Annotated in this window: 15 protein-coding genes and 3 pseudogenes; 11 read left to right on the plus strand and 7 right to left on the minus strand. The window is 75.0% G+C overall.

Annotated elements, in window-relative coordinates; all coding sequences use genetic code 11:
• Positions 1–4 precede the first annotated feature (4 nt).
• Entirely contained in the window at positions 5–766 is a 762-nt protein-coding gene (locus DMP15_RS04160; RefSeq protein ID WP_100878937.1) for a DeoR/GlpR family DNA-binding transcription regulator, read from the minus strand.
• Between the two features lie 98 nt (positions 767–864).
• Here DMP15_RS04160 and ptsP point away from each other — a divergent pair, with 98 nt between their 5' ends.
• From ptsP to DMP15_RS04180, 4 genes are all read left to right on the plus strand, one after another.
• A complete protein-coding gene (gene ptsP, locus DMP15_RS04165) occupies positions 865–2,526 on the plus strand; it encodes a phosphoenolpyruvate--protein phosphotransferase (RefSeq protein WP_337825474.1) in 1,662 nt (553 codons plus the stop codon).
• A 201-nt stretch (positions 2,527–2,727) separates the two neighbouring features.
• Positions 2,728–4,362, plus strand: coding sequence for a DICT sensory domain-containing protein (locus DMP15_RS04170; RefSeq protein WP_337825475.1), 1,635 nt, complete (start codon positions 2,728–2,730; stop codon positions 4,360–4,362).
• Positions 4,363–4,441: 79 nt separating this feature from the next.
• Entirely contained in the window at positions 4,442–5,059 is a 618-nt protein-coding gene (locus DMP15_RS04175) for a ClpP family protease (protein ID WP_251783550.1), read from the plus strand.
• Positions 5,060–5,064: 5 nt separating this feature from the next.
• Positions 5,065–5,676, plus strand: a complete 612-nt coding sequence (locus DMP15_RS04180) for a ClpP family protease (protein WP_062403890.1) — start codon at positions 5,065–5,067, stop codon at positions 5,674–5,676.
• 11 nt (positions 5,677–5,687) lie between these two features.
• Here DMP15_RS04180 and DMP15_RS04185 read toward each other — a convergent pair whose 3' ends face one another.
• The 3 genes from DMP15_RS04185 to DMP15_RS04195 form a co-directional block, all read right to left on the minus strand.
• A complete protein-coding gene (locus DMP15_RS04185) occupies positions 5,688–5,969 on the minus strand; it encodes a helix-turn-helix domain-containing protein (RefSeq protein ID WP_337825476.1) in 282 nt (93 codons plus the stop codon).
• Between the two features lie 71 nt (positions 5,970–6,040).
• Entirely contained in the window at positions 6,041–6,886 is an 846-nt protein-coding gene (locus tag DMP15_RS04190) for an alpha/beta fold hydrolase (protein ID WP_251783552.1), read from the minus strand.
• 66 nt (positions 6,887–6,952) lie between these two features.
• Positions 6,953–7,273 (minus strand): ArsR/SmtB family transcription factor, encoded by a 321-nt coding sequence (locus tag DMP15_RS04195; protein WP_062398503.1) that lies wholly within the window; start codon positions 7,271–7,273, stop codon positions 6,953–6,955.
• A 100-nt stretch (positions 7,274–7,373) separates the two neighbouring features.
• Here DMP15_RS04195 and DMP15_RS04200 point away from each other — a divergent pair, with 100 nt between their 5' ends.
• Positions 7,374–9,305, plus strand: coding sequence for a heavy metal translocating P-type ATPase (locus tag DMP15_RS04200; RefSeq protein ID WP_337825477.1), 1,932 nt, complete (start codon positions 7,374–7,376; stop codon positions 9,303–9,305).
• A 22-nt stretch (positions 9,306–9,327) separates the two neighbouring features.
• Here the strand turns inward: DMP15_RS04200 and DMP15_RS04205 are convergent, their stop codons facing one another.
• A complete protein-coding gene (locus DMP15_RS04205) occupies positions 9,328–9,951 on the minus strand; it encodes an SACE_7040 family transcriptional regulator (protein WP_208821612.1) in 624 nt (207 codons plus the stop codon).
• A gap of 678 nt (positions 9,952–10,629) precedes the next feature.
• On the opposite strand from DMP15_RS04205, the pseudogene DMP15_RS30270 reads away from it, so the two are divergent.
• Both DMP15_RS30270 and DMP15_RS30275 read left to right on the plus strand, forming a co-directional pair.
• Positions 10,630–11,070: pseudogene (locus tag DMP15_RS30270) on the plus strand (histidine kinase dimerization/phospho-acceptor domain-containing protein); the annotation flags it as partial.
• Positions 11,071–11,217: 147 nt separating this feature from the next.
• Positions 11,218–11,523 (plus strand): annotated as a pseudogene (locus tag DMP15_RS30275) (ATP-binding protein); the annotation flags it as partial.
• Positions 11,524–11,793: 270 nt separating this feature from the next.
• Here DMP15_RS30275 and DMP15_RS30280 read toward each other — a convergent pair.
• Both DMP15_RS30280 and DMP15_RS04215 read right to left on the minus strand, forming a co-directional pair.
• Positions 11,794–12,297: pseudogene (locus DMP15_RS30280) on the minus strand (pentapeptide repeat-containing protein); the annotation flags it as partial.
• Positions 12,298–12,561: 264 nt separating this feature from the next.
• A complete protein-coding gene (locus tag DMP15_RS04215; protein ID WP_062398497.1) occupies positions 12,562–13,251 on the minus strand; it encodes a response regulator transcription factor in 690 nt (229 codons plus the stop codon).
• 102 nt (positions 13,252–13,353) lie between these two features.
• Here DMP15_RS04215 and DMP15_RS04220 point away from each other — a divergent pair, with 102 nt between their 5' ends.
• The 4 genes from DMP15_RS04220 (at position 13,354) to DMP15_RS04235 (ending at position 19,293) form a co-directional block, all read left to right on the plus strand.
• Positions 13,354–14,952 (plus strand): carboxyl transferase domain-containing protein, encoded by a 1,599-nt coding sequence (locus DMP15_RS04220; RefSeq protein ID WP_226367877.1) that lies wholly within the window; start codon positions 13,354–13,356, stop codon positions 14,950–14,952.
• An 8-nt stretch (positions 14,953–14,960) separates the two neighbouring features.
• Complete coding sequence (locus DMP15_RS04225; RefSeq protein ID WP_337825478.1) at positions 14,961–17,024, plus strand: ATP-binding protein; 2,064 nt, start codon at positions 14,961–14,963, stop codon at positions 17,022–17,024.
• Complete coding sequence (locus DMP15_RS04230; RefSeq protein ID WP_073576789.1) at positions 17,021–18,181, plus strand: acyl-CoA dehydrogenase family protein; 1,161 nt, start codon at positions 17,021–17,023, stop codon at positions 18,179–18,181. The genes DMP15_RS04225 and DMP15_RS04230 overlap by 4 nt, the downstream gene beginning before the upstream one ends.
• Before the next feature lie 92 nt (positions 18,182–18,273).
• Positions 18,274–19,293 (plus strand): NADP-dependent oxidoreductase, encoded by a 1,020-nt coding sequence (locus DMP15_RS04235; protein WP_073576788.1) that lies wholly within the window; start codon positions 18,274–18,276, stop codon positions 19,291–19,293.
• The last annotated feature ends 18 nt before the right edge of the window (positions 19,294–19,311 follow it).

A 19,311-nucleotide genomic window follows, 5' to 3' on the forward strand; every position in this document is an offset into this window, starting at 1 on the left:
GGGGTCATGCGCGTACCACCTTCGGGCCGGCGGCCTCCAACTCGGCGGCGTCCGCCGGGTCGAGGCCGGTGTCGGTGATCAGCGTGTCGACCTCGGCCAGCGTGCCGAAGCGGACGAACTGGTCGGAGCCGAACTTGCTGGCGTCGGCGAGGACGACGGTGCGGCGGGCGGCGCGCAGCATCGCCCGCTTGGTCGCCCCCTCGCCGGTGTCGGGTGTGGTGAGGCCGCGCGCCACGGAGAAGCCGTTGGTCCCGATGAAGGCGACGTCGATCGTGAGACCGGCCAGCACCTCGGTGCCCCAGTCGTCGACGGTGGCGAGCGTCGTCCCGCGGACCCGGCCGCCGAGCAGCCGCAGGTCCACGTTCGGGCGCCCGGCCAGCGAGGACGCGATCGGCAGCGAGTTGGTGACGACGGTGACGTCGCGCTCGCGGGGCAGGGTGCTCGCGAGCCGGGAGGTCGTGGTCCCGGCGTCGAGCAGGACGGTCGCGGCGGTGCCCAGCTCGGCGAGGGCGGCCTTGGCGATCCGCTCCTTCTCCGCGCCGAACTGGCTGTCGCGCTGGCCGACCCCGGGCTCGAAGTTCAGCAGGTCCGACGGGATCGCCCCGCCGTGCACCCGCCGGACGAGGGCCTGGCGCTCCAGTGCCCCGAGGTCCCGGCGGATGGTCTCGGGGGTGACATCGAGCTCCTCGGCGACAGCGGCCACGTCGACCCGGCCCCGGTCCCGGGTCCGGTCGAGCAGCCACTGCTGACGCTCCGCTGCGTACATCTTTGTTCGCTCCCGCTTCGATGCTTGCTTGTGTCTGAGTATGTGGGTTTTACTGTGTTTGTCAACGGGTCACGTCGAAGTAACCGCGGGAGCCACTCATGCCGAGCACGATCGCCCTCACCGGAATCCCCGCCAGCCCCGGCCGCGCCGGCGGCCGCGTCGTCCGCGTCGCCGAGCCGCCGGGCGAGCCGGCCGCCGGCCCCGCCCCGGCCGACGCCGCCGCCGAGGCCGCGCGGATCGCGCCGGCCGTGGAGCTGGTGTCGCAGCGCCTGACCGCGCGCGCCGCGACCGTCACCGGCGACGCCCGCGAGGTGCTGGAGGCGACCGTGACGATGGTCGGCGACCCGGCGCTGCTGGAGAGCGCGCAGGCGCTGGTCACCGAGCAGGGGCGGCCCGCCGCGCGCGCGGTGTGGGAGGCCGCGAACTCCTTCGCCGAGATGCTGTCGTCGATGGGCGGCTACATGGCCGAGCGCGCCCGCGACATCCACGACGTGCGCGACCGGATCGTCGCGGAGCTGCTGGGGCTGCCCGCGCCGGGCGTCGCCGACCTGGACGCGCCCGCCGTGCTCGTCGCGACCGACCTGGCCCCGGCCGACACCGCCGGGCTGAAGCCGGGCGTCGCGCTCGCCCTGGTCACCGAGCAGGGCGGCCCGACCAGCCACACCGCGATCCTCGCGCGTTCGCTGGGGATCCCCGCGGTCGTCGGCTGCGCGGGTGCGACCCGGATCGCCGAGGGCGCCGCGCTGACCGTCGACGGCGGCACCGGTGAGGTCGTCGAGGTCGCCACCCTCGACGAGGCCACCGCGTTCGCCGCCGCCGCCTCGGTCACCGCCGAGTGGGACGGCGTCGGCCGCACCGCCGACGGCCGTGTCGTGCCGGTCCTGGCCAATGTCGGCGACGGCCCCGGCGCGGCGAAGGCCGCGGAGGCCCGGGCCGAGGGGGTCGGCCTGTTCCGCACCGAGCTCGCGTTCCTCTCCGCGGCCGAGGAGCCGACCGAGGCCGCCCAGCGCGAGGTCTACACCGCGGTGCTGTCCGCGTTCGCCGGCAAGCCGGTCACCGCCCGCACCCTCGACGCCGGCGCGGACAAGCCGCTGCCGTTCCTGTCGCTCGACGGCGAGCCCAACCCGGCGCTGGGCGTGCGCGGCCTGCGGATCGCCCGCGTCCCCGGCAACGGCGACGGCGTGCTGGAGCGCCAGCTCGCCGCGCTCGCCGCCGCGGCGAAGGAGACCGGCGTCGCGCTCAAGGTGATGGCGCCGATGGTCGCCACCGCCGAGGAGGCGCGCTGGTTCGTGCAGCGCTGCCGGGCGCACGGCATCTCCCAGGCCGGCGTGATGATCGAGATCCCGGCCGCGGTGCTCACCGCCGACGAGATCATGGCCGAGGTCGACTTCGTCTCGGTCGGCACCAACGACCTGGCCCAGTACCTGTTCGCCGCGGACCGCCAGTCCGGGCCGGTGGCCGCGCTCAACGACCCGTGGCAGCCGGCGCTGCTGCGGCTGATCGGGCTGCTCGGCGAGGCGTCGGCGCGCACCGGCACCCCGGTCGGGGTGTGCGGTGAGGCCGCGGCCGACCCGGGGCTCGCCGCGGTGCTGGTGGGGCTCGGCGTCGCGAGCCTGTCGATGGGCTCGGGTGCGCTCGCCGCGGTCGGGGCGAACCTGGCCGGGCTGACGGTGGAGCAGTGCCGGGAGCGGGCCCGCGCGGCCTGCGCCGCGGCCGACCCGATCGCGGCCCGCCGGGCCGTCGCCGCCCTCGACGGCTGATCGCCGTTCGTCGCGTTCGTCCTCCCGCTCGGCTGCGCGGTGGGCGGACCGGCGGTCGTCACACCGCTGGTCGCAGTGACCTGTGGCCCCACCGGACGTACCCGGCCACCGGTTGCCCTCGGCGACCCGCGGTTGTTGGGTCGACACACGGCGTGATCCTGTGTCGCGAACCGGGCGCCGTCCGACGACCGGAGGTCACCCATGTCCGAGGGACCGCTTGCCCACGCCGTCCGGGTGGCCTCGGAGCAGGCCTACGTCGACGGGCTGTCCGAGGGCCGCCGCGAGGCCTGGGAGCGGGCCTCGGGCGCGCGCCCGGAGCCGGCGTCGAAGCGGCTGCTCGTGCACCTGTCGCACTCCATCGAGCGCGCGGTGATGTCCGGGCCGCGGGAGGACCCGACGGTCGTCGTCGCGCTGTTCCAGCAGCTGCGCTTCTTCGACCGCGAGCGCGAGGTCTACGCGCGGATGGCCCAGGCCGGGATGCACGTCGTCGTCGCGTTCGCCGACGGCGGGGTGCACGACGTGCCGGACGGGGTCCACCTCGTGGTGCTGGACCCGGACGAGCCGCTGGCGTCGGAGTGGAGCGTGGTCGCGCTCGGGTCCGGGGCGGGTGCGTTCCTGGTCGCGACCGACAAGTACGCCCGCGACCCGCGGGAGCAGGGCGAGGCCGGGCGGGTGTTCCTCGGCCGCTGGGGCTACGCCCGCGCCCAGGCCGGGACCGAGCTCGCGCGGCTGCGGTTCGCGCTGGGGGATCGGCTGCCGGCCTCGGTGCGGCGCACGGTCGACGAGCTGCTCGGCTCCTCGATGCCGACCGGCGGCGACCCGGCGGCCTCGGCGGGCACCACCGGCGAGGCCTGGGCGACGACCTCGCTCAACCACATGATCGACCGGCTGCTGTCGGCCCGGGCCGGCACCCGTGAGCTGCGGTCCCAGCTGGCCGACGCCCAGCGTGCCGCGGCCGCCCGTGCCGCCGCCGCGGTCGACCCGGCGAGCGGTCTGCCCACCGCCGAGGCCCTGGACCGCTTCGCCGGTCCGGCGGGGCCGGAGACGCTGCCCGTCGGCGTCGCGCTGTTCGACCTGCCCGGCCTCGACGGCTCCGTCGTGCACGACGACGACCGCGCCGCCTGGTTCGCCGCCCACCAGGTCGCGGCGGCGATGACCCAGCCGCTCGGCCCGGTCGACGCGGCCCTGCGGCTGTCCGAGCGCGAGTTCGCGCTGGTCGTGCCGGGTGCCTCGGACCGGCATCTGGCCGGGCTCTGCGACCGGGTCGGCGAGCGCCTGGCGCTGGCCTCACAGGGCTGGCCGGGCATCGCGCTGGCCGGGCGGGTCGCGTTCGCGGTCACGAGGACCCGGCCGCTGCCGCTGGCGGACCTGCGCGCGGCGCTGGCCCACCTGCCCGAGGAGCCGGGTGACGCCGGCCCGGTCGACGCCGGCCGGAACCCGGCCGGGGACCGCATCGTCGTCGCCGCGACCGGGCGGGAGGGCGTCGGGCCGCGGCCGTCCCCGGAGCCGTCGGCCGCGGCCCGGCACCGCGGTCCCGACGACGTCGCACCGCGCCCGCGCCCGGCCGCGAACGGCGGCGGGATCGGCGACCCGGTCGCGCCCCCGCCCGACGCGCACGCCCCGCCGCCGCGACCCGCGCCGGCCCCGCCGCCGTCGCGGCCCCGGCCCTACCTCGACGCGTCCTCGACCGGCCCGCAGCCGGTCACCGGTGAGGCGGCCGCCGACCCGCGGGCCGCGGCGCAGGAGGCGCTGCGCCGCCTGGTCCAGGGCGACCGGGGTGCCGACTACGACGTGTTCGCCGACCGGCACCGCGACAACGGCGGTCACCCCGGCTGACCGGCGCGTTCGCCCTGGGCGGAGCTGCCCTGGGCAGAACCGGGCGCGGACCGGGCCGTCCCCCGGCCACGGTGGGGTCATGAGCGACTCACCGCGCACCCCGCGCTTCGACGACCGCGCCCGCCGCGACCTCTACGACCAGCGCGTCGTGGTGCTCGACGGCCCCCTCGACGACGATAACGGCACCCTGCTCGCCACCCAGGTCGTGGCACTGGCCGCCCGTGACCCGGACGCCGACATCGCCTTCTGGATCCACTCGCCCGGTGGGTCGGTGCCGGCGATGCTGGCGCTGCGGGACCTGTTCCGGCTGGTGCCCTGCGACGTCTCGACGCTCGTGCTCGGCATCGCCTACAGCGCCGGGCAGTTCCTGCTCTCGGCGGGCACCCCGGGCAAGCGCCGCGCGCTGCCGCACTCGCGGGTGCTGATGCACCAGGGCTCGTCGGGGATCGGTGGGACGGCCGTCGACATCGAGCTGCAGGCCGACGACCTGCGCCACACCCGCGACACCGTGCTCGGCCTCATCGCCCGGGACACCGGGCAGCCGGTGGACCGGATCTTCACCGACTCGCTGCACGACCGCTGGTACTCCGCGGCTGAGGCGCTCGACTACGGCTTCGTCGACGCCGTCGTCGACCGGTTCGACCAGGTGGTGCCGCGCCGCGGTGCCGTCCCGACCGGCTTCGGCGTGGGGCGGTGACGGCGGTGAGCACCTACACGATCCCGAACGTCATCGCCCGCACCCCGGGCGGCGAGCGGGTCCTCGACGTCTACTCCCACCTGCTCACCGAGCGGGTCGTCTACCTGGGCACCGAGATCGACGCGGGTGTGGCGAACGCGTTGATCGCCCAGCTGCTGTTCCTGGAGGCCGACGACCCCGACCGGGAGGTGCAGCTCTACGTCAACTGCGGGGGCGGCGACCCCAGCGCGATGCTCGGCATCTACGACACGCTGCGCCACGTCCGCTGCCCGGTCGCGACGACGTGTGTCGGCCAGGCCGTCTCGGTGGGTGCGGTGCTGCTCGCCGCCGGGACCGAGGGCCGTCGCGGCGCGCTGCCGCACGCCCGGGTCGTGCTGCACCAGCCGGCGGCGCAGGGCCGCGGGTCCATCCCGGACCTGATCCTGCAGGCCGACGAGCTGGTCCGGATCCGCGCCGACATCGAGGAGATCCTGGCCCGGCACACCGGGCAGACCGTCGAGCGGCTGCGCGCCGACACCGACCACGACCGCGTGTTCACCGCGTCCGCGGCCCGGGACTACGGCCTGCTCGACACCGTGCTCGAACCGCAGCCGCCGCGCACCCGCGAGCGTCGCTGAGCGGCGCCGGGTCAGGCCGCCAGCGCGTAGGCGCACTGCGGCCCGCGCACCCGCGGCGCCGTCGCGAGACCGTCGGCGACGCCACGGGTCAGCGCGGCCAGGTCGGTCCCGAGCGCCCCGGCGACGGCGGCGATCATCTCGCTGGAGGGCTCCTTGCGGCCCCGCTCCACCTCCGAGAGGTACTGCGGGGACACCCCGGCGCGCCCGGCCGTCGCGTGCAGGGTCTCACCGCGGGCGTGCCGCCGTCGTCGCAGCTCACGGCCGAGTGCGTGCCGCCAGAGGGGTTCGCTCATGGGGGCACGGTAGGGCCCGGCGGGGGCCGCGGTCCCCGGGTTCCGCCCACAGCGGAACCCGGGGCGGGCGCTCAGGCCTTCAGGAAGTCGAGCAGCGCGGCGTTGAACTCGTCCGGGTGGGTGGCGTTGAGGCCGTGCGGGCCACCCTCGATCAGCACGAGCTGAGCGCCCTCGATCGCCTCGTGCGAGCGCTTGCCGGAGACCTCGAAGGGGACGATGGCGTCGGCGTCGCCGTGGACGACCAGGGTCGGGACGCCGGCGTCGGAGACCTTCTGCACGTCGTCGCGGAAGTCGGTGCGTCCGAACGCGGTGATGCAGTCCAGGGTGCCCTTCGGCGACGCGAACTCGGCGATCGCGCGGTGGTAGGCACGGTTCGGCTCGCTGATCAGGTCGGTCCGGTCGCCCGCGGCGAAGAAGTTCGACGTGAACTCCTCCAGGAAGGCGATCCGGTCACCGGTGACGCCGCCCTGGAACTGCTCGATGGTGGCGTCGTCGAGACCGCCGTCGGGGTTGTCGTCGGACCGGTAGAGGTACGGCGGCACGGCGGCGGCCAGCACGGCGCGGGCGACCCGGTCGGTGCCGTGCTTCGCGATGTAGCGGACGACCTCGCCGCCGCCCATCGAGAACCCGACGAGGGTGGCCTCGCGCAGGTCGAGGTGCACGAGCAGGGCGTGCAGGTCGTCCGCGAAGGTGTCGTAGTCGTAGCCGTCCCAGGGCTGGGAGGACTGACCGAAGCCGCGACGGTCGTAGGTCACGACCCGGTGGCCGGCGTCGACCAGCGCGGGGACCTGCTTCTCCCAGGACCTCCCCGACAGCGGCCAGCCGTGGATCAGCACGACGGGGGCGCCGGAGCCCTGGTCGGTGTAGTGCAGCTCGACCGGGCTGCCGTTCTCGGTACCGATGCTGAGCTGGGGCATGGGGGTGCACTCCTCCGGGAAGATCGGTTGTGTCCTCCCGATCCGCGTACCCGCCCCGCCGCGGACCTACCCGTCGACGACCGTGCCCTGCCCGAGCATCCGCTCCAGCACGGCGCGGACGGTCGCGTCCTCCACGGTGTAGTACACGTAGGTCCCCTCGCGCCGGTTCTCGACCAGGCCCGACAGCCGCAGCTTCGACAGGTGCTGGCTCACCGCGGTGGGGGCGGCGCCGACCAGGTCGGCGAGGCACGCCACCGAGGACTCGCCCTGCAGCAGCGCCCAGAGGATCTTGACCCGGGTCGGGTCGGAGAGCATGCGCATCGCGTCCGCCACCCGGCGGACCTCGTCCTCGGGCGGCATCGCGAAGCCGTGGATGGACTCGTGCACGACGCCGAGGATACCTGCGTGACTGCGCGGATGGTCCACCGTCTCAGCATGTGGATGGCTGACTGCGTATCTTCGTGAATGCGCAGGTACGGTTCCACGCATGCGATCCGCTCTGACCCTCCCCGAGGTCCGCTGGGCCGGGGCCTCCCTGCTGGCCTTCCTGGCGGCGCTCGGGGCCGACCTGCTCGGCGCGCCGTCCGCGATGGTCGTCGGCCTGTACCTGGCCTGCTACGTCCTCGGCGGCTGGGAGCCCGCGCTCGAGGGCCTGCGTGCGCTCGGGGAGAAGCGGCTCGACGTCGACCTGCTGATGATCGTCGCCGCGGTGGCCGCGGCCGCGATCGGGCAGTGGTTCGACGGCGGCCTGCTCATCGTCATCTTCGCGACCTCCGGGGCGTTGGAATCGGTCATGACCGCCCGCACCCGGGCCAGCATCGACGCCCTGCTGGACCTCGCCCCGGAGACCGCCACCGTCGTCGACGAGGACGGCACCGAGCGTGTCGTCCCCGCCGCCGGGCTCGTCGCGGGACAGGCGGTGCTGGTGCGTCCGGGCGAGCGGGTCCCCGGTGACGGCACCGTGCTCGGCGGGGTCTCGGAGGTCGACACCTCCGCGCTGACCGGTGAGCCGGTCCCGGCCCGTACCGGGCCGGGCGACCCGGTCCTCGCGGGCACCGTCAACGGCACCGGGGTGCTGCGGGTCCGGGTCTCGCGCGACGCCGCGGACACCGTCGTCGCGGGGGTCGCCGCGCAGGTCGAGCGGGCCGCCGAGACCAAGGCGGGCCGCCAGCTGTTCATCGAGCGCGTCGAGCAGCGCTACTCGGTGCTGGTCGTCGCGGGGACGGTGCTGCTGCTCGCGGTACCGCTGCTGCTCGGTGCCCCGTTCACCGAGATGCTGCTGCGCGCGATCGTCTTCATGATCGTGGCCTCGCCGTGCGCGATCGTGCTCGCGACGATGCCGCCGCTGCTCGCCGCGGTCGCGGTGTCCGGCCGGCGCGGGACGCTGGTCAAGGACGTCACCGTGCTGGAGGCGCTCGCCGAGGTCGACACCGTGGTGCTCGACAAGACCGGCACGCTGACCTCCGGCCGGCCGCAGGTGGTGTCGGTGACCCCGCTCGGGTCCCGTCGCGCCGACGAGCTGCTCGCCCTGGCCGGGGCCGCCGAGGCCGGCAGCGAGCACGTACTGGGCCGGGCGGTGCGCGCGCACGCCCTGGAGCGCGGCCTGCACCTGCCCCAGGCCGAGGGGTTCACCGCGGTCCCGGGCGAGGGTGTGCGGGCGGTCGTCGGCGGGCGGACCGTCGCCGTCGGGCGCCCGGAGCTCGCCGGTGACGTGGAGGTCCCCGGGGTCGCCGCGCTGCAGGAGGTGGGGCGGACCGCCGTCGTCGTGCTGGTGGACGGCGAGCCCGCCGGGGTGGTCGGGCTGTCCGACGAGCCGCGTCCGGGTGCCGCGACCGCGCTGGCCGCGCTGCGCCGCGAGGTCGGCGGCGACCCGCAGGTCCTCACCGGCGACGCCGAGCGCCCGGCCCGGGTGCTCGCCGACCGGCTCGGCCTGACCCGGGTGCGGGCCGGGCTGCTGCCCGACGGCAAGGTCGAGGTCGTCCGCGCCGAGCAGGCCCGGGGCCGCCGGGTGCTCGCCGCGGGCGACGGCATCAACGACGCGCCGCTGCTCGCGTCGGCCGACGTCGGCCTCGTGGTCTCCGAGGGGGCGGGGGCGCTGTCCCTGGAGGCCGCCGACGGCGTGCTCACCCGTGACCCGCTCGGCTCGCTGGCCCCCCTGGTCGTGCTGGCCCGGCGGGCTCGGCGGATCGCGCGGGCGAACCTGGCCTTCGCCGCCACGGTGATCGTGGTCCTGGTCGGGTGGGACCTGATCGGGACGTTGCCGCTGGTCGTCGGCGTCGCCGGGCACGAGCTGTCCACGGTGCTGGTGTGCCTGAACGGGCTGCGGCTGCTCGTCGTCGCGCGCCGGGAGGACCGGCGGGCCCGGGCCGCCGTCGCGCCGGTCGCCGTGGATCCCGAACGGGAGCGCGTCGGGGCCTGACGGGTGCTCCGGCCGGTGCTGCTCAGGCCGGGGCGACCGCCAGCGCGGCCAGCGCCATCCGGCGCAGCACCGCGGCCCGGGCGTCCGCCCCGCGCGGGGACGGCTGCTCGGCCCGTGGTGCGTACGGCGTGGAGTTGAGCAGGCCGAACACCCCGTGGGCGACGGTGCGGGCCTCGGCCGGGGCGACGTCGGGGTGCGCCCGGCGCAGCGTGTCCACCCACAGCTCGACGTAGGTGCGCTGCAGCCGCCGCACGGTGCGGCGCGGCTCCTCGGGCAGGTTCGCCAGGTCCCGGTCCTGCACGACGATCAGCTCCGGCTCGCGGGTCGCGAACGCGACGTGGAAGTCGACGAGGTCGGCCAGCGCGGCACGGGGGTCGTCGTGGTGGACGCGGGCGCGGCCGCCGTCGAGCAGGCGCTCGGAGATGTCGATGAGCAGCTCGGCGAGCAGCGCCTCCTTGCCGGGGAAGTGCCGGTAGAGGGCGGGGCCGCTGACGCCGACCGCGGCGCCCAGGTCGGCGATGCTCACCCCGTGGAAGCCGTGCCGGGCGAACAGCCGGGCCGCCTCGGTGAGGATCTGCTCGCGCCGCGACGGGGCCTCCGTGCGCGCGCCCGCGCCGTCCGCGGGGGAGGGGCCTGCTGCGACCATCGGACGATCGTAGCGTCGTCGGTTAACGGTTGTTAACGCGCCGTGCGGTCCGTCTCAGGCTCCGCACAGGTCGGCGGCGATACCCTCGTGGGCGTGATGAGGACCCTGCGCCGGATGCGCGAGCGTCTCGGCGTGCGCGCCGCGTCCGCCCTCGCGGCGGCGACGGCGGTCGCGATGGTGCTCGTCGTCGCCGGTGTGTCGCTGGTGCTGGTCCTCGAGAGCCAGCTGAAGCGCAACACCGAGGAGGCGCTCCTGGCCAACGCCCAGCAGGTGGCCGAGCGCATCCAGGCCAACTTCGCCGACTACCGCCCCGGCGACCCGGCCAAGGAGAACGCGGTGGTGACCACCGCCCGCCGCACCGACCTGGTGCAGGTCGTCACGGCCTGGAGCGACCGGACCGGAGCACCGGACGACCGGGTCGGGTCGAACGGTGAGGGCCGCAACATCGAGGTGTTCGCCTCGTCGGAGCCGCTGGACGGGCAGCCGAAGCTGGTGGACTGGGTCCTCGCCCCGCACGAGACGCGCTCCCAGATGGACGTGCCGGTCACCTTCCACGACGCGGGCGGCCCGGAGCCGGAGCCCGGCCCGCTCGAGACCGAGAACATGATGGTCGTCGGGCTCGGCGTGCGGGCCTTCGACCGGCCGATCACGATCTACTCCGCCCAGCCGACGGACCAGATGCACAGCGCCGTCGACCTCGTCACCTGGCTCGTCGCGGGCGGGGTCCCGCTGCTGGTGCTGGTCGCGGGCGGCTTCACCTACCTGTTCGCCGGCCGCGCGCTGCGCCCGGTGGAGGACATGCGGTCCCGGGTGGCCGGGATGGGCGACAAGGACCTCTCCCAGCGCGTCGACGAGCCGGTCGCCCGCGACGAGGTCGGCCGTCTCGCTCGCACCATGAACCAGATGCTCGGGCGGATCGAGTCCTCCCAGGCGACCCAGCGCCGCTTCGTCGCCGACGCCAGCCACGAGCTGCGCAGCCCGCTCGCGACCGTGTCGACCGGTCTGGAGCTGCTCGGCGCGGGCATGCCGGAGGCGTCCGCGGACCGGGCCACCGTCGACGTCCTGCGCGGGGAGGCCTCCCGGCTGACCGGGCTGGTCGAGAACCTGCTGTTCCTCGCCCGTGCCGACGAGCGCGGCATCGCGCCGCGCCGCGAGGAGGTCGACCTCGACGAGATCGCCGACGCCGAGCGGGAGCGGCCGTCGGCCGAGACCGCCGTCGCGGTCCGGGTGACCAGTGAGCCCGTCCGGGTGGTCGGCGACCGCGGCCAGCTCGTCCGGGTGCTGCGCAACCTGGTCGACAACGCCAAGCGGCACGCGGCGTCGACGGTCGCGGTGTCGGTCCGGGCCGAGGGCGACCTCGCGGTGATCGAGGTCGACGACGACGGCAACGGCGTCCCCGAGGCCGACCGCGCCCGGGTCTTCGAGCGCTTCGTGCGGCTCGACGAGGCCCGTTCCCGCGGCGACGGCGGCTCCGGGCTCGGCCTGGCGATCGTCGCCGAGCTGGTCGCGGCGCACGGCGGGACCGTGGAGGCGACCTCGTCGCCCGCGCTGGGCGGGGCCCGGTTCCGGGTCACCGTGCCCGCCGTGACGGCGCCGCTGCCCGAGGAGGAGACCTCCGGACCGGCCGACGCCGACCACGCCGGGGCCGGGCTCGACGGCGAGCCGGCCGCGGAGCTGTGCGACGACCGGCCCTCCGGCCCGATCCCGCGGGTGACCACGCGGTCGCCGTGGGCACGGGCCGAGGAGCCCGCCGACTTCGGCCCGGACGCATGGCTGGGGCAGGGCGGCGCCGACCACGGGACACCGGAGCACGTCACGGCGCAGAACGGCACGGCGCAGAACGGCACGGCGCAGAACGGCACGGCGCAGAACGGCACGGCGCAGAACGGCACGGCGCAGAACGGCACGGCGCAGAACGGCACGGCGCAGAACGGCACGGCGCAGAACGGCACGGCGCAGAACGGCACGGCGCAGAACGGCACGGCGCAGAACGGCACGGCGCAGAACGGCACGGCGCAGAACGGCACGGCGCAGAACGGCACGGCGCAGAACGGCACGGCGCAGAACGGCACGGCGCAGAACGGCACGGCGCAGAACGGCACGGCGCCGGTCCGCCCGGTCATGGGCTCCGCGGTCGCTCCCGAGGCCCCGGCCCGCCCGGTGCCCGCGGGCCCCGTGGGGGCGGGCGCGTCGGCGCGCGGGACCGCCGCTCCGGATGGCATGATGCGCACGCCCGGTGACCCGGCCGTCACCCACGGCGCGGGCACGGACGGTCGGACCCCGGACAGCGGTCCGGTGACGACCCCGCCCGACCCGGAGGACCACGTGTCCGCACCACCCGCCCACAGTCGCCTCGACCCGCCGACCGGCCCGCTGCCGATCCGGCCGAACACCGTCGGCAGCCCGTGCGACGAGAACGCCACCCGGCCGTTGCCGGTCGTCACGCCGCGTGGGCAGCGGGGACGTGGCGGCACCGCGGTCGCCGGCCGGGAGACGTCCCGCGACACCCGGGACACCGGGCGCGAGCCCGCCCGGGCCGAGCGGGAGCCGGTCGGGGCGCCGTCGCCGCGGCGGCCGTTCGACCGTCGTCGCTGAGCGGGTCCCCGCAGGTCAGCGGGGCGGCGCGGGCGCGGGCTCGGACATCCGGTAGCCGACGCCGCGCAGCGTCTCGATGCTGTGCGTCCCGAACGGCGCGTCGATCTTGCGGCGCAGGTAGCCGACGTAGACCTCGACGACGTTGACCTCGCCGTCGTAGTGGGCGTCCCAGACCGAGCGCAGGATGTCGGTCTTGGTCACGACCTGCCCGGTGTTCTGCATCAGGTGCTCGAGCACGCCGAACTCGCGCGGGGTCAGCGGGATCTCGGTCTCGCCGCGGTGCACCCGGTGCGTGCCCGGGTCGAGGCTGAGGTCCCCGACCCGCAGCACGGTCGGTGCGGCCTCCCCGGCCCGGCGCAGCAGCGCACGCAGCCGCGCCTGCAACACGACGAACGAGAACGGCTTGGTCAGGTAGTCGTCCGCGCCGAGGTCGAAGGCGTCGGCCTCGTCGTACTCGCCGTCCTTGGCGGTCAGCATGAGCACCGGCGTCCACACGCCGCGGTCGCGCAGGTGCTGCAGGATCCGGTAGCCCGACAGGCCCGGCAGCATGATGTCGAGGATGACCACGTCGTGCCGGCCGGTCAGCGCGAGCTGTAGCCCGGTGGGTCCGTCGTGTGCGATCTCCACCTCGTGCCCCTCCCCGGCGAGGCCGCGGCGGACCAGCTCGGCGAGCGGCTTCTCGTCCTCGACCAGTAGCAGGCGCACGCACCCCAGCGTAGTCCGCGGGATGCCCGCTCTGGACGCCACGTGTTAACAACCGCTAACCTGTTAACGGTCATTAACAGGCAGCGTTACCCGGGAGGTCCGATGACGGCACCGCAGGCCCCACCCGCGCCGGCCCCGGAGGCCCCGCGGCTCGGCACGGCGGTGGATCCGGCCGACCCGCGCGCCGCGGAGAACGACGCCGCTCACCGCGCCCTGGTCGCCGACCTGCGCGACCGGCTGGAGCGGACCCGGCTCGGCGGGCCGGAGCGTTCGCGGGCCCGGCACGTCGAGCGCGGGAAGCTGCTGCCGCGCGACCGGGTGGATGCGCTGGTGGACCCGTCGTCGCCGTTCCTGGAGCTGTCCCCGCTGGCCGCGAACGGCATGTACGACGACCAGGCCCCCGGCGCCGGGATGATCACCGGGGTCGGGCGGGTCGCCGGCCGGGAGGTCGTGGTCGTGGCCAACGACGCGACCGTCAAGGGCGGCACCTACTACCCGATGACGGTCAAGAAGCACCTGCGCGCGCAGGAGGTGGCGCTGCACAACCGGCTGCCGTGCGTGTACCTGGTGGACTCCGGGGGTGCGTACCTGCCCGAGCAGGACGACGTGTTCCCCGACCGCGAGCACTTCGGCCGGATCTTCTACAACCAGGCGCAGATGTCCGGGCAGGGCATCCCGCAGATCGCCGCCGTCCTCGGCTCCTGCACCGCGGGTGGCGCCTACGTCCCCGCGATGAGCGACGAGGCCGTCATCGTCCGCAACCAGGGCACGATCTTCCTGGGCGGCCCGCCGCTGGTGAAGGCCGCGACCGGCGAGGTCGTCACCGCCGAGGAGCTAGGCGGCGGGGACCTGCACGCGAAGGTCTCCGGAGTCACCGACCACCTCGCCGTCGACGACGCCGATGCGCTCGCCCGGGTCCGCGCGATCGTCGCGACGCTCGGCCCGCGTGCCCCGCGGCCGTGGGAGGTGCGCCCCACCGAGGAGCCCGCCGTCGACCCCGCCGGGCTCTACGCCGCGGTGCCCACCGACACCCGCACCCCCTACGACGTGCGTGAGGTCATCGCCCGCGTCGTCGACGGCTCGCGGTTCGCCGAGTTCAAGTCCGAGTACGGCACCACCCTGGTCACCGGGTTCGCCCGGATCCACGGCCACCCCGTCGGGATCGTCGCCAACAACGGGATCCTGTTCTCCGAGTCCGCGACCAAGGGCGCGCACTTCGTCGAGCTGTGCGACCAGCGCGGCATCCCGCTGGTGTTCCTGCAGAACATCTCCGGGTTCATGGTGGGCCGCGAGTACGAGGCGGGCGGCATCGCCCGCAACGGCGCGAAGATGGTCACCGCCGTCGCCTCCACCCGGGTGCCGAAGCTGACCGTCGTCATCGGCGGGTCCTTCGGCGCCGGCAACTACGCGATGTGCGGGCGGGCGTACTCGCCGCGGTTCCTGTTCATGTGGCCCAATGCCCGCATCTCGGTCATGGGCGGCGAGCAGGCCGCCACCGTGCTCGGCACCGTCGGCAACGCCGACCCGGACGCGATCCGCGCCCAGTACGAGGAGCAGGGACACCCCCTCTACTCCACCGCCCGGCTGTGGGACGACGGCGTCATCGACCCCGCCGACACCCGCACCGTCCTCGGGCTGTCCCTGTCCGTCGCCGCCAACGCGCCCCTGGCCGACCCGGCCTTCGGCGTCTTCCGGATGTGAGGGCCCCCATGGGATCGGCACTGTTCGACACCGTCCTGGTCGCGAACCGCGGCGAGATCGCGGTCCGCGTCATCCGCACCCTGCGCTCGCTGGGCGTCCGGTCGGTCGCCGTGTACTCCGACGCCGACGCCGCGGCCCCGCACGTCCGCGCCGCCGACGAGGCCGTCCGGATCGGCCCGGCCGCCGCCGGCGAGTCCTACCTGTCGGTGGAGAACGTGATCGCCGCCGCCCGGGCGACCGGTGCGCAGGCGATCCACCCCGGCTACGGCTTCCTGTCCGAGAACACCGCGTTCGCCGCCGCCTGCGAACAGGCGGGGATCGCCTTCGTCGGGCCGCCGTCGTCGGCGATCGAGGCGATGGGCGACAAGATCCGCGCCAAGCAGACCGTCGCCAAGGCCGGGGTCCCGGTCGTGCCCGGCTCCGACGGCTCCGGCCTCACCGACGACGACCTGGCCTCCGTCGTCGCCGACATCGGCTACCCGGTGCTGCTCAAGCCGTCCGCGGGCGGCGGGGGCAAGGGCATGCGCGAGGTGCACTCCCCGGAGCAGCTGGCCGACGCGATCGCCGGTGCGCGCCGCGAGGCCCGCGGCTCCTTCGGCGACGACACCCTGCTCGTCGAGCGGCTGGTCACCACGCCGCGGCACATCGAGATCCAGGTGATGGCCGACGCGCACGGCGCCGTCGTGCACCTCGGCGAGCGCGAGTGCTCGCTGCAGCGCCGCCACCAGAAGATCATCGAGGAGGCGCCGTCGGCTCTGCTCACCCCCGCGCAGCGCGACGAGATGGGCCGCGCCGCCTGCGAGGCCGCCCGCAGCGTCGGTTACACCGGCGCCGGGACCGTCGAGTTCATCGTGAGCTCGGACCGTCCCGACGAGTTCTTCTTCCTCGAGATGAACACCCGCCTGCAGGTCGAGCACCCGGTCACCGAGGAGGTCACCGGCCTGGACCTGGTCGAGCTGCAGCTGCGCGTCGCCGCGGGGGAGCCGCTGCCGATCACCCAGGACGACGTGGTGCTCACCGGGCACGCGATGGAGGCCCGGGTGTACGCCGAGGCCACCGCGGTGTCCGGCGACGCGCTCACCTTCCTCCCCTCCGGCGGGCCGGTGCTGGACTGGACGCCGCCGCCCGGGGTGCGGGTCGACGCCGGGATCGAGACCGGCACCGTCGTCGGGTCCGACTACGACCCGATGCTGGCCAAGGTCATCGCCCACGGCGCGACCCGCGACGAGGCGCTGCGCCGGCTCGACGCCGCGCTGCGCGACACGGTGCTGCTCGGGCTCGACTCCAACATCGGGTTCCTCCGGGCCCTGCTCGCCGACGACGACGTCCGCGCCGGTGACCTCGACACCGGGCTGATCGCCCGGCGCGGTGCCGCGCTCGTCGACGACGCGGTGCCCGCCGACGTCCTCGGTGCGGTCGCGGGTCTCGGGCTGCTGCGCCGGGAGCCGGCCGGGCCCGTGGTGGACCCCTTCGACGTCCCCGGTGGCTGGCGGGTCGGGGAGCCCGCCTGGACGGTGAGCCGCCTGGTCACCGGTGGCGCCGACGGCGCCGTGGAGGTTCGGGCCCGCGGCCGGGCGGCCGGGTTCGACCTGGCGCTGCCCGGCAGTGGGGACCCGGGCAGCGTGCCCGCGTCCGTCGCACCCGAGGCGGCGGCCGTGCGGTGCCGCACCGTCGCCGTCGCACCGGGGGTCGTGGAGCACACCCAGGACGGCCGCACCCGCCGGTTCGCCGTCGCCGAGGGTGCCGACGGGGTCGTCTGGATCGGCCGTGACGGGCAGGCCTGGGGCGTGCGCGAGCAGGCGCCGACGGAGGCCGCCGCGGCCGCAGGCGGTGCGGGCGGGCCGATCGTCTCGCCGATGCCGGGGACGGTGACGGTCGTCGAGGTCGCCGACGGGGACGCCGTCGTCGCAGGTCAGAAGCTGGTCGTCGTCGAGGCCATGAAGATGGAACACGTGCTCACCGCCCCCGTCGACGGGACGGTGCGCGAGCTGAGGGCCCGGACCGGAGCCACCGTCGCGAAGGACGCGGTGCTGCTCGTGGTCGAGCCCGCCACGCAGGAGGAGCAGGCATGACCACCGCCCAGGACGTCACCACCGCCGAGGAGTACGAGGCGCTGCGCGCCTCGGTCGAGGAGTTCGCGCGCAAGGAGGTCGCGCCCGTCATCGGCGACCTCTACATCCGCGAGGAGTTCCCCTACGACATCACCGCCAAGATGGGCGAGATGGGGTTGTTCGGCCTGCCCGTCCCCGAGTCCTACGGCGGGATGGGCGGCGACTACCACGCCCTCTGCCTGGCCCTGGAGGAGCTCGCCCGGGTCGACTCCTCGGTCGCGATCACCGTGGAGGCCGGCGTCGGGCTCGGTGCCATGCCGATCCTGCGCTTCGGCACCGACGAGCAGAAGGCGCGCTGGCTGCCCGACCTGGCCGCGGGCCGCACGCTCGGCGCGTTCGGCCTCACCGAGCCCGGCGGCGGCTCCGACGCCGGCGCCACCCGCACCACCGCCCGGCTCGACGGCGACGAGTGGGTGATCAACGGGTCGAAGTGCTTCATCACCAACTCCGGCACCGACATCACCTCGGTCGTCACCGTCACCGCCGTCACCGGCGAGAAGCCCGACGGTCGCAAGGAGATCTCGGCGATCCTCGTCCCGGCGGGCACGCCCGGGTTCACGGTGAGCGAGAAGTACTCCAAGGTCGGCTGGAACTGTTCCGACACCCGCGAGCTCTTCTTCGACGACGTCCGCGTCCCCGAGGCGAACCTGCTCGGCGAGCGCGGCCGCGGCTACGCCCAGTTCCTGTCGATCCTCGACGAGGGCCGGGTCGCGATCGCGGCGCTGGCGACCGGGCTGGCCCAGGGCTGCGTCGACGAGTCCGTCCGCTACGCCGGTGAGCGCGAGGCGTTCGGGAACACCATCGGCAGCTACCAGGCGATCCAGTTCAAGATCGCCGAGATGGAGGCCCGCGCGCACACCGCGCGGCTGGCCTGGCAGCACGCCGCGCGGCTGCTCGTCGCGGGGGAGCCGTTCAAGAAGGAGGCGGCGATCGCCAAGCTCGTCTCGTCGAACGCCGCGATGGACAACGCGCGCGACGCCACCCAGATCTTCGGCGGCTACGGCTTCATGAACGAGTACCCGGTCGGGCGGTTCTACCGCGACGCCAAGATCCTCGAGGTCGGCGAGGGCACCTCCGAGGTGCAGAAGATGCTGATCGCGCGGCACCTGGGCCTGTAGCGACGATCCGTTCGGTCCCCGAACGACATTCCCGTCACGCGCGTGACGACCGTGATGCGGTGCCGCGCGCGTGACGGGGGTAGACCGGTGTCATGAGCAACGAGGTCAACCACCAGGTACGGCTCGCCGCACGCCCGCAGGGCACTCCCGGCCCGGAGGTGTGGGAGCACACCACCGAGCCGGTGCCCGAGCCCGGCGAGGGCCGCATCGTCGTCCGGGTCAGCCACATCTCGCTGGACCCGGCGATGCGCGGCTGGATGAACGAGGGGCGTTCGTACGCGCCCCCGGTCGGGATCGGCGAGGTGATGCGCGCGCTCGGCCTCGGTGAGGTCGTCGCCTCCAGGAACACGGACTTCGCCGTCGGCGACACCGTCACCGGTGTGCTCGGCGTGCAGGAGTACGTGGAGAGCGACGGCCGCGGCCTGCAGAAGGTCTCCCCGACCGCGGACGTGCCGCCGGAGCGCTACCTCGCGCTGCTCGGCATGACCGGCATGACCGCCTACTTCGGGCTGTTCGACGTCGGTGCGCTGAAGGAGGGCGACACGGTCGTCGTCTCGGGTGCGGCCGGGGCCGTCGGGTCGGTGGTCGGGCAGCTCGCGAAGGTCAAGGGCGCCCGGGTCGTCGGCATCGCGGGCGGCCCCGAGAAGTGCGCGTGGATCACCGGCGAGCTCGGGTTCGACGCCGCGATCGACTACCGCTCCGAGAACGTGTCGCAGCGCCTGAAGGAGCTCGCCCCCGAGGGCGTGGACGTGTACTTCGACAACGTCGGCGGGGACATCCTCGACGCCGTGCTCGGCAGGCTCGCGATGCACGCCCGCGTCGTCATCTGCGGTGCGATCAGCCAGTACAACGCCGAGGGCGGCATGACCGGCCCGAAGAACTACATGAACCTGCTGGTCAACCGGGCCCGCATGGAGGGTTTCCTGGTCGGCGACTACCTCCCCCGCTGGGGCGAGGCGGGCACGGAGCTCGCCGGCTGGCTCGCAGAGGGCCGCCTGCGCAGCCGTGAGGACGTCGTCGACGGCACCGTCGCGGACTTCCCGGAGGTCTTCCTCAAGCTCTTCCGCGGTGAGAACACCGGCAAGCTCGTGCTCCGGCTGAGCCGGGCCTGACCCCGGCGGGCACCATGG

Origin of the sequence: Pseudonocardia sp. UM4_GMWB1, from assembly GCF_017312155.1 — a bacterium.
Lineage (GTDB): Bacteria > Actinomycetota > Actinomycetes > Mycobacteriales > Pseudonocardiaceae > Pseudonocardia > Pseudonocardia alni.

Excerpts from the sequence above, each read along its gene's own strand:
- DMP15_RS04175 (WP_251783550.1), top strand. The coding sequence starts at position 4,442 with ATGAGCGACTCACCGCGCACCCCGCGCTTCGACGACCGCGCCCGCCGC.
- DMP15_RS04185 (WP_337825476.1), bottom strand. The coding sequence starts at position 5,969 with ATGAGCGAACCCCTCTGGCGGCACGCACTCGGCCGTGAGCTGCGACGA.
- DMP15_RS04200 (WP_337825477.1), top strand. The coding sequence starts at position 7,374 with ATGCGATCCGCTCTGACCCTCCCCGAGGTCCGCTGGGCCGGGGCCTCC.
- DMP15_RS04170 (WP_337825475.1), top strand. The coding sequence starts at position 2,728 with ATGTCCGAGGGACCGCTTGCCCACGCCGTCCGGGTGGCCTCGGAGCAG.
- DMP15_RS04230 (WP_073576789.1), top strand. The coding sequence starts at position 17,021 with ATGACCACCGCCCAGGACGTCACCACCGCCGAGGAGTACGAGGCGCTG.
- DMP15_RS04160 (WP_100878937.1), bottom strand. The coding sequence starts at position 766 with ATGTACGCAGCGGAGCGTCAGCAGTGGCTGCTCGACCGGACCCGGGAC.
- ptsP (WP_337825474.1), top strand. The coding sequence starts at position 865 with ATGCCGAGCACGATCGCCCTCACCGGAATCCCCGCCAGCCCCGGCCGC.
- DMP15_RS04205 (WP_208821612.1), bottom strand. The coding sequence starts at position 9,951 with ATGGTCGCAGCAGGCCCCTCCCCCGCGGACGGCGCGGGCGCGCGCACG.
- DMP15_RS04190 (WP_251783552.1), bottom strand. The coding sequence starts at position 6,886 with ATGCCCCAGCTCAGCATCGGTACCGAGAACGGCAGCCCGGTCGAGCTG.
- DMP15_RS04220 (WP_226367877.1), top strand. The coding sequence starts at position 13,354 with ATGACGGCACCGCAGGCCCCACCCGCGCCGGCCCCGGAGGCCCCGCGG.
- DMP15_RS04235 (WP_073576788.1), top strand. The coding sequence starts at position 18,274 with ATGAGCAACGAGGTCAACCACCAGGTACGGCTCGCCGCACGCCCGCAG.
- DMP15_RS04225 (WP_337825478.1), top strand. The coding sequence starts at position 14,961 with ATGGGATCGGCACTGTTCGACACCGTCCTGGTCGCGAACCGCGGCGAG.